Annotated in this window: 9 protein-coding genes; 7 read left to right on the top strand and 2 right to left on the bottom strand. The window is 38.8% G+C overall.

The annotated features are described in order from the left end of the window. Positions 1 to 506 precede the first annotated feature (506 nt). Positions 507 to 2,510 carry a cell wall protein gene (locus HMPREF2780_RS07105; RefSeq protein ID WP_105026406.1) on the top strand — a complete coding sequence of 668 codons (2,004 nt, stop codon included), beginning with the start codon at positions 507 to 509 and terminating at the stop codon, positions 2,508 to 2,510. Between the two features lie 223 nt (positions 2,511 to 2,733). Further along, positions 2,734 to 4,161 carry a CAP domain-containing protein gene (locus HMPREF2780_RS07100; protein WP_105026405.1) on the top strand — a complete coding sequence of 476 codons (1,428 nt, stop codon included), beginning with the start codon at positions 2,734 to 2,736 and terminating at the stop codon, positions 4,159 to 4,161. A gap of 154 nt (positions 4,162 to 4,315) precedes the next feature. Here the strand turns inward: HMPREF2780_RS07100 and HMPREF2780_RS07095 are convergent, their stop codons facing one another. Together HMPREF2780_RS07095 and HMPREF2780_RS07085 are read right to left on the bottom strand one after the other, a co-directional pair. After that, complete coding sequence (locus tag HMPREF2780_RS07095) at positions 4,316 to 4,558, bottom strand: type B 50S ribosomal protein L31 (RefSeq protein WP_002895374.1); 243 nt, start codon at positions 4,556 to 4,558, stop codon at positions 4,316 to 4,318. A 98-nt stretch (positions 4,559 to 4,656) separates the two neighbouring features. Then, entirely contained in the window at positions 4,657 to 5,601 is a 945-nt protein-coding gene (locus HMPREF2780_RS07085) for a DHH family phosphoesterase (protein WP_061601847.1), read from the bottom strand. A 116-nt stretch (positions 5,602 to 5,717) separates the two neighbouring features. Here HMPREF2780_RS07085 and HMPREF2780_RS07080 point away from each other — a divergent pair, with 116 nt between their 5' ends. From HMPREF2780_RS07080 to HMPREF2780_RS07060, 5 genes are all read left to right on the top strand, one after another. Beyond that, complete coding sequence (locus HMPREF2780_RS07080) at positions 5,718 to 6,161, top strand: flavodoxin (RefSeq protein ID WP_061601846.1); 444 nt, start codon at positions 5,718 to 5,720, stop codon at positions 6,159 to 6,161. A gap of 139 nt (positions 6,162 to 6,300) precedes the next feature. Continuing rightward, positions 6,301 to 7,467, top strand: coding sequence for an AI-2E family transporter (locus HMPREF2780_RS07075; RefSeq protein ID WP_105026404.1), 1,167 nt, complete (start codon positions 6,301 to 6,303; stop codon positions 7,465 to 7,467). Further along, positions 7,457 to 8,692, top strand: coding sequence for a tetratricopeptide repeat protein (locus tag HMPREF2780_RS07070; RefSeq protein WP_061595802.1), 1,236 nt, complete (start codon positions 7,457 to 7,459; stop codon positions 8,690 to 8,692). The genes HMPREF2780_RS07075 and HMPREF2780_RS07070 overlap by 11 nt, the downstream gene beginning before the upstream one ends. A gap of 119 nt (positions 8,693 to 8,811) precedes the next feature. After that, positions 8,812 to 9,531, top strand: a complete 720-nt coding sequence (budA, locus tag HMPREF2780_RS07065; RefSeq protein WP_045502319.1) for an acetolactate decarboxylase — start codon at positions 8,812 to 8,814, stop codon at positions 9,529 to 9,531. Positions 9,532 to 9,862: 331 nt separating this feature from the next. After that, positions 9,863 to 13,598 (top strand): CshA/CshB family fibrillar adhesin-related protein (locus HMPREF2780_RS07060; protein ID WP_158672300.1); only part of this gene is annotated, 3,736 nt, incomplete at its 3' end.

The following is a 13,598-nucleotide window of genomic DNA, read 5'->3' as shown; positions in this document are numbered from 1 at the left end:
AACAAAAATAAACACTTTTTTATAGAGATAATACCTTTTTGCATGAAATAGCTTCACAGATCAAACCATAAAAGTGCTTACTGTCTTGTTTACAAATAAAAAATAGGGTTAACTCTTAAAATATCAGAAAATTGCATGTAAAATAAAACAAAAACGAACATAGATAAAAAATAGAATTACATTAAGAACAATATTGAAAAAAATAATTTTGAAAACACGAACAAATTTCTTGCTTTGCCTAAATTTTTGTGTTATAGTTTAGGTCGATGTGAAATATGCATAAAAAAGAATTTTTTAGCAATATTGATATTGGATAGTTTTTCTTTTTGTCAAATTATTTGTCTCAGAAGTTTAGGTGAAACTAACTGATTAAAACATGATTGATGCTGATCTAAAGATTCAAGTCCTAGATATCATATTTACTGAAGAATTATTTTTTGTCATGGCACGTCTAAAATATAAGATCATTCTAAAAGATAAATGAATGATTTTGGAGGTTTATTATAATGTCGAAACATTTAAGATTTTTATCTTGTTCAGTATTAGCTGCAGCAGCAGTGATTCCAGCTTTTTCTGGAAATACTGTTCAAGCCGCTGACTACTATGGTTATAGTTCTCGCTATAGTAACTTATACCAACCAGGTGTTAATTACTGGAATACTGGCTTCACAAGTCGCCGTAATACAGTAACTAACAGCCGTACTAGTCGTCATAGCAGTCGTCGTAACTCTCGTTACAACAACTACAGCTATGGTTACAATAACTATGGCTACGGATATGGCTATGGTTACAATAACTATTATTTAGGTTCTAATATTTGGGATTATTTCTATCCAAATTACAACTACAATAACTATGGTTACAACTACAATAACTATGGTTACAATGGTTGGAACAACTACAACAACCTAGTAAACGATGAAAACTATATCTACTGGAATGGTAATCACTACTACCGTATGAACGATGGTAGCTACCGTATTTACCGTGACGGTGAATGGAAACCATTGACAAACAATAGCAACAACAACTCATCATCTAACAATTTGGAAAACGATCCTCATTACCGTTATGAAAATGGCTACCATTACTATGTTTTAGAAAATGGTGACTATTACTATTACCAAGATGGTAAATGGGTATTGGTTAAGACTTCAACCAACAATTCAACAACTCCATCACCTCAAGGTCAGCCGGAAACTCCAAGTACAGAACAACCAGCTGAAGATCCAAAACCAGCACAACCTGCAGAGGATCCAAAACCAGAAGTTCCAACTCCAACTCCAGCACAACCTGAGGCTCCAACTCCAGCGCCTAGCGATAAGCCTGAAGAGCCTACTACACCTGCTGAACCAAAACCAGAACAACCAACAACTCCAAGTGTTGATTTACCAGAAAATCCGCCAATTAACGGTGCTGACAGTGAGTTTGATCCATTTAATCCAAAACCAGCACAACCAGCAGAAGATCCAAAACCAGCGCAACCAGAACAGCCAGCAACACCTGGAAATTCAGGTTTGGTGACAACTGATGAACCTAGTGAAAACCAAATCCCTGATTATGTTGAAAAACCAGCAGAAGGACTTGAGCACTTGGCATGGGCACCAAATGGGCAAACTCCTAAATTGGTTTACCCACCAGGAAAACCAGGTGATAAAGCCCTTAAGAATGATAAAAACTACTACTTCGATGGTAGCACACATTACTACTATGTACCATCTAACTCAGACCGTACAGGTTATTCAGCATATTGGAAGTGGATTGGACAAAAATGGAAACTTCAAGGTATGACAGATCCAAACGATCCAGGTATTGATCCAAAACTTCACGAAAATACTGCTGACGATGAGTACATGTACAGTGATCAAAACTCTAGCGTGAAACTCTACTCAACTAACTTGGTAACAACTGCCAAAGCTGGTCAACCATTGCCATTCAAGAACGTTGAAGAGTTCAAGAAATACGTTATCGAAAAAATGAATCCTAAATTCCTTGATAACGCTGGATGGGATGCTAAAGTTGAGTGGGAAATCGAAGATGCAGATATCTTTGAGAAGACCAAAGAAAACCCATATGCTAAGGACTATGTCTTGGTTGCAAACCTCAAGAGTGGTGTTGAGGACAAGAAATACAGTGACGTAGAATTTGGTTATGTGAAGTTTGTTTACCGTGTTGAAGCAACAAACGATACAAACTATGACTATGTTTCAAAAGCGAAAGAAGCTTTCGCTAAAATCAATGAGACTCGTAAGGCTCAAGGTTTGAAAGAGTTGACTTGGTCAGAAGATATTTATCAAAACCAAGCACTTCCGAAAGTAAACGAGATTTCACGTCAGTACGATAGCACAGGCTTTGTCGGACGTCGTGACGAAGATGCAGCTACTGTCGTTAAGAAATGGGCGAACAGTGGTTTGAGAGAATTGCTTCTTGATCCAAACGTAACTGAAGGAGCTGTAGCGACAGTCGTAGATGGAAACGGTGTATACTACTGGACTTACAACTACAAATAATCAATCTTTTCCTAATGATTTCACTTAATTAACTAGAAAATCCCTTAAGATTAAATTCTTAAGGGATTTTTGTTCAAAAACTTCAATAGTATATATGCAAAAAAACACAAAAAGAATAGGATAATATTTATGTTTTTGTTTGACTAAGAGATCAGATGGGGATAGAATATTATATAGAGGAGGAGTAGACTATCATTGTTTTTATTACAAAGGAGTATAAGTAATGAAATCAAAAAGAAAGTATCTATCAAGAGCGATGCTGTTTAGTTCTGCCTTAGTATTAGCTTTTCTTGCTACAAATACTGCTCAGGCAGAGGAACATAATGACGTATTTTATTCTCGCTATCGTCCAGGATTTAACTATTATAATCCGCGCGTCAGAAATAACTATAATTACGGTCGATACCCTGGTTATTACAATCCTTGGTATAACTATAATGTCTTTTATTGGAATGGAAATTACTACTATAAAAACCAAAACGGAGACTATTATGTCTACAAGAATGGTAGGTGGGAACTCTATTACCAAGATGGCTTTAATAAACTGAAGAATGATCCCCATTATCGTTATGAAAATGGCTATCACTATTATGTATTGGATGATGGTTCGTACTATTACTATGAAAATGGTAAGTGGGTTTATGTTAAGAAAGCAGAAGATCCAACTCCAGAACCAAATCCGACTCCAGATCCTAAGCCAGATCCTGAAACGCCTAAGCCAGAGAAGCCTGACTGGGCACCAAATCCAAATATAGATTATAGTAAATTGCCAAAACCTCTCTACAGACCTGATGATCCTCGGATGAAGAGTGATCCTCGCTTTGTAGATGATAATGGTACCTATTATTACCGAGTCCATCTTGGAGACGAAAACCCTGATGGTATCGATGGATATTACAAGTGGATGGGCGATCGCTGGAAACTCTTTAACGGAACGGATCCAGACGATCCGGCTCTTGATCCAAATAATCATTCCAATCCAAAGGACGATGAATATAATTATGATGATAATGCTTCTACAGTTAAACTATACTCAGAAAATCTAGTTGGTACTGGTAAAGCAGGAGATCCTCTTCCTTTCAAGAGCAAGGAAGAATTCATCTCTTATGTTCAGCAACATCTGGCACCAAAAATGATAGATAATGCAGGCTATGACTGTAAGGTTACATATGAACTTGAAGAAGAAGATGTCTTTAATCAAGCAGTGGATCATGCTTGGGCTAGAGATTACGTTTTGACAGCTTATTTGACAAGTAGCGTCAAAGGATATGAAAAAACAGAATTTGGCCATGTGAAGTTTATTTATCGTGTGGAAAAAACTGAAAACTCAAACTTCCCAAATATTGATAAGGCTAAAGCAGCTTTTGCAAAAATAAATGCGGAACGTAGAAGACTTGGCTTACAAGAACTAACTTGGTCTGATGAACTTTATAACAATCAATCTTTACCAACAGCTCAGAAACTTTCTGTCAATTATGATAGTAGCGCTGGTATCACTTTCCGCCGGGAAGAAAATGCTGATGTAGTTGCTAACAAATGGCTAAACTCAGGAAATAGAGAATTGATTCTAAATCCTGATGCCAAAGAAGGTGCAGCTGCCTGTGTACAAGCAGGTGATGGTACATATTATTGGGTGTTTAATTATAAATAAAATAAATGAATATAATGGTCTATTCCTTTAACCGAGAACTTCCTCCATCTTTTAGAAGGGGGAAGTTTTAAATTGCTAAAGGAAAAACAAAAACCACTTCCGATTAATCGGAAATGGTTTGGATTCAATAATCGAATGTATTGAATAGATGTTCTTATTTGAGACCGTATTTTTTGTTGAAACGATCCACACGTCCATCTGCTTGAGTGAACTTTTGACGTCCAGTGTAGAATGGGTGTGAGTCTGATGAAATTTCAACACGAATCAATGGGTAAGTTTCCCCTTCGAATTCAACTGTTTCGTTTGAACGCTTAGTTGAACCACTAAGGAATTGGTAACCAGTTGAAGTATCCATGAAGACAACAGGACGGTATTCTGGGTGAATATCTTTTCTCATTTTAAAAAATTTCCTTTCTGCCATGGTCTCTTTGCGAGCCATAGATTAGTTACTTTGATAGTTTATCAAATTTCATTTGCTTTGACAAGCCTTTTCGCTCATTTTCTTTGCTTTTTCGCTAATTCTTTTAATTCTTGGAAGATTTCTTCATTTTCTTCTAGCGAATAGGAGTTAGCACCACTAGCTAAGGGATGTCCTCCGCCATGATGATTTTTTGCGACTTCATTGATTGGAATGAATTTGCTGCGCAATCGTACACGGAAATGACCGCTTTCTTGTTCAACAAAGATTCCCCACAACTTGACGTCCTCAATTCGACCAGGAGTTGCGACAATATCTGCAGTTTCGGCATCTGTAAGTTGGTGAGCTTTTAGTAAATCCTGAGTGATGATGACACGTGCTGCTCCATTTTCATCAAGTTCAAGATGATCGTAAACATAGCCTTGCAGCTTAGCAACTTTGTAGCTGAAAGAGTCCATTTTCCGAGCCAGCGTAGCAAAATCAAAGGGATATTCCCTTAATTGACTAGCGACTTGTAGGGTTCGAGCGGTAGTAGCGGGATAAAGAAAGCGTCCCGTGTCACCAGTAATTCCAGCGTAGAGGAGTTTAGCGATATATGCATCCATTTTTAGGTGATTGTTTAAAGCGAATAAAGAAATTAGTTCGCAGGTGCTACTTGAATTGGTATCAACCCACGCTAAATCACCATAAACGTCGTCATTAGGATGATGGTCTATTTTAATCAAAAAGGATCCGTTTGGATAACGTTTATCATCAATTCGAGCTGTATTAGCAGTGTCGCATACGATAACCAAGGAGTTTTCATAATCTTGATCTGAGACATCATCCATCTGGGCTAGCCAGGTTAGACTTGGTTCATCGTATCCAGTTACCTTAACTGTTTTTTCAGGGAAATTTAGCTGAAGGAGCTTTTGTAAGCCGACTTGGCTACCTAAAGCATCAGGGTCAGGATTTACATGGCGATGAATGATAATCGTTTTATATTCCTTGATCTTTTGTAAAATTTGATGTTGAATTGTCATAGAAAAAATCGTTCCTTCTTGCTTAGAGTTATTGTTTAATTGTAACACAAGATTTCTATTTTTAAAATGAAAAATATGTGCTATAATTATCAATAGAAGATATTTTGGAGGAAACTATGACTTTAGCAAAAATTGTATTTGCAAGTATGACAGGTAATACAGAAGAAATCGCTGATATCGTTGCTGATAAGTTAAGAGATTTAGGTATAGATGTTGATGTTGATGAGTGTACGACAGTTGATGCTTCAGATTTTCTAGAAGCAGACATTGCTATTGTGGCAACCTATACATACGGTGATGGAGAATTGCCTGACGAAATCATGGATTTTTATGAAGACTTGGCTGATTTGGATTTGTCTGATAAGATTTATGGTGTCGTTGGTTCAGGTGATACTTTCTATGATGAATTCTGTAAAGCAGTAGATGACTTCGATGCTATGTTAGCTTCAACTGGTGCAACAAAAGGTGCTGAAAATGTTAAGGTTGATTTATCAGCAGAAGAAGATGATATCGAAAATCTTGAGAATTTCGCTACTAGCCTGGCTGCAAAAGTAAGTTAGGAAATATAGAATAGTCAAAAGATAAAATATATGAAAAGGAAGAGAGGCTTTATCAGTCTCTCTTTTTTTTCTTTAGTTTCGTCGGGTGTTTTTCTGTAAAAAATGCTACAATAAGAAGATAAAAGAAAAGGAGAGAAGGATGGAACCAAAAGAAAAAGAATTTAGCATGAGTTGGTTTTTTAGATGGTTTTTAGATAATAAAGCCATTACGGTTTTCTTAGTTTGTTTATTGATTGGACTCAATCTCTTGGTCTTGAGTAAAATTAGTTTTATTTTCACCCCTATTATTGAGTTTATTTCAGTTATTATGTTACCAGTGATTCTGGCAGGTTTGCTCTATTATCTGCTTAATCCTCTGGTAGACATGATGGAAAAGCGGAAGATCAATCGTCTTGTAGCAATTACGATTGTTTTTGTATTGATTACCGTACTTTTGATTTGGGGGTTGGCGGTTGTCATTCCAAATCTTCAGGCTCAGATTGTAAGTTTCTTTAGAAACATGCCTTCTTATCTCAAGCAGTCTAAAAAAATAATTGATGATTTATTGGATAGTCGCCTGTCTGAAGAGTTTCGCCCTCAGATCGAGCAAGTTACGGAGAATATTTCTTCTCAATTAACGACATGGGCAAGTAACTTTTCTGCTCGAGCGGTTAACTGGGCTAGTCATTTTGTCAGTGCTGCTTCTCAAGTTATTGTTGCTGTCATTATTATGCCTTTCATTCTATTCTATCTCCTTCGAGATGGGAAAAATTTGAAAGGCTATATAACTCAGTTCCTGCCTAAGAAATTACGTGAGCCGGCTGGTCAAGTTTTGTCCGACGTGAATAGTCAGTTAGCGAATTATGTTCGCGGACAGATAACAGTTGCAATCATTGTTGCCTTTATGTTTATGATTCTCTTTAAGATCATTGGACTGCGCTATGGAGTGGCCTTGGCAGTCGTGGCTGGAGTCCTCAACTTGGTTCCGTATTTAGGAAGCTTTTTGGCTATGTTACCAGCGCTTGTTTTGGGACTGATTGCGGGACCTGTTATGCTCTTGAAAGTTATCATTGTCTTTATTGTGGAGCAAACAATAGAAGGACGTTTTGTCTCTCCTCTTATTTTAGGTAGTCAATTAAGTATTCATCCGATTACTATTCTCTTTGTACTCTTAACATCTGGATCAATGTTTGGAATTTGGGGTGTCTTATTGGGAATTCCAGTCTACGCTTCTGCAAAAGTGGTGATTACAGCTATCTTTAAGTGGTACAAAGTAGTGAGTGGTTTGTATGATGATGAAGTAGAGGAAGAAGTAAGTGAACAATAGTGAAAAAATGCTGTCTGCCATTGAGGCTCAGGATTTAGTGCAAGCAGAACAGTGGTTTGAAAAAGCCTTGTTAGAGGATAGTGATTCTATCTTATTGGACCTAGGAGAATATTTAGAAAGTATTGGCTTCTTTTTACAAGCCAAGCGTATCTATAATAAACTTGCTCCCCTTTATCCGCAGGTTAATCTAAATTTGGCAGCTATTGCAAGTGAAGATGGAGACTTAGAGGAAGCTTTTGGCTACTTGGAAGAAATCAGTTCGAACGATCCGTGGTATGTCAATGCTCTTTTGATTAAGGCAGATTTATATCAGATGGAAGGTCTGCCTGATGTGGCGCGTGAGAAACTAGTTGAAGCCAGTCAATTAAGTGACGATCCTATCATTACTTTTGGAATGGCTGAAATAGATTTTGAATTAGGCAATTTCACACAGGCGATCAAAGAATATGCCAGTCTTGATAATCGGACGATTTATGAGCAGACAGGGATCTCAACCTACCAGAGAATAGGGGTGAGCTATGCCAGCTTAGGAAAGTTTGAAGCTGCCATTGAATTTCTTCAAAAGGCTATCGAATTAGAATATGACGAATCTACAGTATTTGAATTAGCTGTGATTCTTTACGATCAGGAATACTATCAGAAGGCGAATCTCTACTTCAAGCAATTGGATACTCTTTCACCGGATTTCGAAGGTTATGAATATATCTATGCACTGTCTCTTCATGCAGACCATCGAGCTGAGGAGGCTCTATTCATGGCTCAGCAAGGCTTGAATAAAAATCCGTTTGATAGCCAACTAGCACTATTAGCCTCACAAGTTTCCTACGAACTTCATGATACTGAAAAAGCAGAGAGCTATCTATTAGATGCCTGGGATAATGCTGATGATCTAGAAGAGATAGCTCTGCGCCTGACTAACCTTTATCTAGAACAGGAGAGATATGAAGATATTCTTGATTTGGAGGATCAGGATTGGGACAATGTGTTGACTCGATGGAACATAGCTAGAAGTTATCAGGCCTTAGAGGACATAGAAAAAGCCCGAGAGCTCTATGGAGAATTGCATAGGGACTTACGAGATAATCCAGAATTTTTAGAAGAATACATTTACCTGTTGAGAGAATGTGGCGAGCTTGAAAGAGCCAAACAAGAAGCTCAGCACTATTTGAGCCTGGTGCCGGATGACAGTGTAATGCAAGAATTTTATAATAGTCTAGACTATTAAAATATTTATAATAAATTGTAAAAGCATATCATGTAGATATGTTTTTTGCAATTATAAAATTTTATGTTATACTAATTTTGCTTTATAAGAGAAGATGAAAGAAGAGTAGAGGATTAAAAATGTTTGAACCAGTTAAATTATTTCAATATAATACTTTGGGTGCCTTGATGTCAGGTCTTTATGGTGGGACAATGACGATTGGTGAGTTGCTTCAATATGGTGATTTAGGTATAGGTACTTTGGATTCTATTGACGGGGAGTTGATAGTTCTAAATGGCAAGGCCTATCAAGCCAAAGGATCTGGAGAGGTGCCAGAAGTAGTTGAGGTGGATCCGTCAGAGACAGTTCCATATGCAGCGGTCGTTCCTCACAAGGCAGAGGTGATTTTCCGCCAGCGTTTTGAAATGAATGATAAGGAACTGGAGGAAAGAATTGAGTCCTATTATGATGGGGAAAATCTTTTTCGTTCCATCAAGATTCATGGCGACTTTTCTCATATGCGCGTGCGAATGATTCCTAAGTCAACGTCAGACCGAAAGTTTGCAGAAGTTGCTGTTAATCAACCTGAATACAGCAAGGAAAATGTGACCGGGACAATCGTTGGCATCTGGACACCAGAGATTTTTCATGGTGTTAGCTTAGCAGGTTATCATCTTCATTTTGTATCAGACGATTTAAGCTTCGGTGGACATGTCATGGACTTTGTCATCAAAGAGGGTATTGTTGAACTTGGAGCGATTGATCAGTTAGATCAACGTTTTCCTGTTCAGGATCGTGACTATCTATTTGCCAAATTCAATATGGATGAAATGAAAGAAGACATTGATCGAGTAGAATAATATAAGATAAATTACTTGGCCGGCAACCTAATTTAGGTTCGTTTGGTCAGGTTTTTTAATTTGTAAAATAAAGGAAGGTAACAGGGATTTAAGCCATGCTATTTTATGGATCAAGTAAGCAAATGGTATCAATTCATTCCTAATGTTTATACCGTCAAGTATAGGCTAGAAAATTTCATTTTATAATGATGTGTAATCGATAATGTTTGTTGAGCTCTTCCAAAGTTCTTTAAAAGTATCAAAAATCTAATTTTTTAGTGTATTTATATAGCCAAGCAGAAAAAAATACTGTATAATAGGCTGGAATATAATGAATAAATAGGAGATCATTATGGGAAAAGATTTATTTAATCCTCACCTGCGTAAGTTTTCTATTCGAAAACTAAACGTCGGTGTTTGTTCTGTGCTCTTGTCAACCCTTATTCTATTAGGGGCGGCAAGTCAGGTTAGCGCTGATGAAACAAGCGCTTCTAGTGTTCAAAACGAGGTTGCTCGAACAGACCTTGCTGAACCATCAGCAACTGCTACAGCACCAGTAGCTTCTGAAGCTTCACAAAATGCAGAAACTACTTTAGCAGCCACAGCTACTGAGGCACCTCAGACAGCTGAGAATACTGCACCTACAAACTCAGCTTCAGAGTCTACTGAGAAACCGAAGGATGAGCAACCAGTAGCTTCTGAAACACCTCAACCTTCAGTTGAGAAGCCAGTCCTTCCTACAGAAGTTAAGCCTGTAGAGAATGCTAATCCAGTTTCAACTGAGGCTAGTTCAGACGCTGTAAGCACTTCAAGATCTACAGAACAACCAGTTGCGACTAGGGAAGCTACACAACCTACACGTTCTCGCCGAGCACGTCGAGACGCTACACCTACTGGTTTACGAGATGGTGACCCAAATAATACTATTGAGAAACCAACTTTAGCGGATTCTGAGAAGAAGAGACCAGCAGACCTAGTGAAACAGATCAACTGGCTAGATTTTGGTGATTCTCAGGCTTTTAGAGATCTTGATACCGATGGCTCTCTAAAAGTAGGAAGTGTTTATGAGAAGGAAATCTCTCCAGGCTATGTAGTTAAATTAACAGTTACAGAATTAAAACCTTTCCACTCAACTGAGATTTATCGTGATCGTGTAGCAGGCACTCAGTATGCTAATACCTATGATCCTGATGCCAAAAACACTTGGTTTAGATATGTCCCTGCAGATTATAACCGTCAAGTTAATGAAGGTGATTCTGCGCGACCAAAAATCATTGGGGCACCAATGAACAAATGGACTGCCTTACGCGAGCAAGGAATTGATACCAACGGTCGGAAAACTCAGCTCCAGGTACCTAAGAATGGTGCTAGCTACGGTGTGAAGTTTAAGGTCGAAGCTACTTACCTTAACAAGCCAGTCAAAGCAACAGTCGTTATGGCGGATGGTGAAGAAGCTAACCCAGGTGAATATGCTATCTTTACTACTAATGGGCAAGGATGGGAGCATCTAGCAGAATGGAAACGTGTTGCGCCAAATGGTAATGTGATTACAGATACCTATGCACCTATGAATCCGAATAGACTTGGTCAGTATATTGGTGACAATGCAACGACTCCAACGATTGACTGGACAAAATTCACAAACCCAGATCAAAAAACGGGTGGTTTAGGTTCACAAGTATTTGGTCCAAATACTTCTAAAGACCATACTGTGCCAATTGTGATGACTCGTGAAGCCTCAGAAGTTGGAATTTATATTGCATCTTCTGGTCAGCAAGCTGCTATGATTGGTTTCATGGTTGTAGATACTGGAGATGCTCCTGAAAGTTACGGAAATGCAGTTCATACTATTTCTGGTTACAATGCTGCTACGGGAGCACAAAATCCACAACCTTACCTTGGTCGAAAACCTGCTGATATTGATACTACGTCAGGTAATGATTGGACTCACGATGATAGCACTGATCACGCTGATGAAGGGATTGATCAGCTTTTACCAGATGACTTAGTCGGTAAGACTCATGACTTGTTCCAAGCAGATCGTCTTCGTGATGGGGATTATTCGCTTCGTTTCCATGCTTCAGCTAATGGAAATGAAAAAGCCTATGTTCGAGCTTGGATTGATTTTAACAATAACGGGAAATTTGACGAGAACGAAGCCAGTGAGTTTACTGAAGTCACTTCTGAAGGAGACTACACAGTTACTTTCAGAAATCATGCTCCAATGAATGACGACTCAGTCAAGAAGTTAGGGATGCGTGTTCGTATTGCCTTGAATCAAGGTGATATCGAGAAACCTACTGGTACAGCCTTCAGTGGTGAAGTTGAGGACTTACAGGTTAACCTTACTTACCCACCAAAGGGTGAGAAGAAGGAAACCAAGGGCTTACGCGATCAACAACAACAAACAAGCCTACGCTTCACATCTCGTGGTTATTCAAAAGAAGACGAGAATGCTAGAACAACGATTGATACTAATAAGGCACCTGTTGTTTTAGATAATAATGGACGTGAATTAACAGCAGATGCAGAAGGTTGGTATACAACTGCAGAAGGCCGTTACAAAGTGACGCCAAATGGTGATAATGTCGATGTTGTTTTTGTTCCAAATGCTGGATACGTAGGGACTACATCAGGTATTAACATCCGTCGCTTTGATAGCAACGGTGCAAGCACTGAATGGTCAGCGAAAAATAATTCAGAACCTGTCATCAACCAACCTCTAAATTCTATGGATGCTCGTTATGTTCCTACAGTAGTTGATTACACTGAGCATCGTTCGACTGATGCCCAAGGTTTAGCGCAAGTAAAAGACATCTCATTTACAGATGGTAATCCAGCCAACACACCGGTTCAACCATCTGCAAGTAATCCTGCTACTTTCTTGGATGGAAATGGAGATCCTATCTCAGGAACTAGTATTCCTGCAACATCAGGTGGTAAAGAGGTTGGTACCTTCAACTTAGATCCAACTACAGGTCGAGTAACCTTTACCCCAAATAAATCATTTGTAGGAACTGTTGATCCGATTAAATTAAAAGTAAATGATGCAAGTGGTAATGATCACTTTGCAACTTATCAACCAACTGTTACCCGAGTTGTTCCAACATCTCAAAACGCAACTTCTGAAGGTATCCAAGGGGCTGAACAATCTGGTAATTTGGTCTTCACTCCAGGTGATAACCGTGTTCCGATTGATGAATCAATTGCACCAACCTTTGACAACGGTCAATCGACAAAAGAGGTTCCTGGCGTTGGAACTTATAAGGTGGATAGTACAGGCCGCGTTACTTTCCAACCACTTCCTGGATACTCTGGACGCCCAACTGCAGAAACCGTTAAGCGTGTAGATAAGAACGGAACAGAAGTAACGGCTACTTACCAAGCAGATGTTAAGGCTGCGACTCCAACAGGTCAAGGAGCAGAGACTACTGGACTCCAAGGTCAAAAGCAAGATAGCCACCTTACCTTTACCTCTGGTCAAGCAACTATCAATGGACAAAATGAGACTGTACCATTTGCACCAGAAGGTCCACAATTTGTGGTTAATGGACAAGTTCAACAAGGTAACAGCTTACCAGTACATGATGCTAGTGGTAAACTTCAAGGAACCTATAGTGTTCAACCGAATGGGGATATTAGCTTCCAACCAGCACCTGATTTCTATGGTACACCAACTCCTGCAACTCTTCGTGTGACAGATAAGAATGGTTCTACTGCTGAAGCTGTTTATCAACCTACAGTGACTAAAGTCACTCCAACAAGTACAAATGATACCTCAACTGGTCTGCAAGGACAGCCACAAAGCGGTAAGCCAACCTTTACAGCAGGTGATCCAGCAGTTCCACTAGATGATACGAAACCATTGACTTTCGAAGATGGACAGTCAACTAAGACTGTTTCGGGTGTAGGTGTGTACGCTATTAACTCTGATGGATCTATTACCTTTACGCCGGATAAGAAGTACGTTGGCACTCCAGATCCAGTAACTGTGAAACGTGTAGATAAGAACGGTACAGAAGTCACTGCGACTTATACCCCAACAGTAACCAAGGTAACACCAACTTCAACGGATGCCACTTCAAATG

This window comes from Streptococcus sp. HMSC062B01, assembly GCF_001811085.1.
Lineage (GTDB): Bacteria > Bacillota > Bacilli > Lactobacillales > Streptococcaceae > Streptococcus > Streptococcus gordonii.
The sequence above is the reverse complement of the archived record's forward strand: the minus strand, read 5'-3'. Positions and strand labels throughout refer to the sequence as shown.

Coding starts and splice junctions, on each gene's coding strand:
- HMPREF2780_RS07105 (WP_105026406.1), top strand. CDS start 507: ATGTCGAAACATTTAAGATTTTTATCTTGTTCAGTATTAGCTGCAGCA.
- HMPREF2780_RS07100 (WP_105026405.1), top strand. CDS start 2,734: ATGAAATCAAAAAGAAAGTATCTATCAAGAGCGATGCTGTTTAGTTCT.
- HMPREF2780_RS07095 (WP_002895374.1), bottom strand. CDS start 4,558: ATGAGAAAAGATATTCACCCAGAATACCGTCCTGTTGTCTTCATGGAT.
- HMPREF2780_RS07085 (WP_061601847.1), bottom strand. CDS start 5,601: ATGACAATTCAACATCAAATTTTACAAAAGATCAAGGAATATAAAACG.
- HMPREF2780_RS07080 (WP_061601846.1), top strand. CDS start 5,718: ATGACTTTAGCAAAAATTGTATTTGCAAGTATGACAGGTAATACAGAA.
- HMPREF2780_RS07075 (WP_105026404.1), top strand. CDS start 6,301: ATGGAACCAAAAGAAAAAGAATTTAGCATGAGTTGGTTTTTTAGATGG.
- budA (WP_045502319.1), top strand. CDS start 8,812: ATGTTTGAACCAGTTAAATTATTTCAATATAATACTTTGGGTGCCTTG.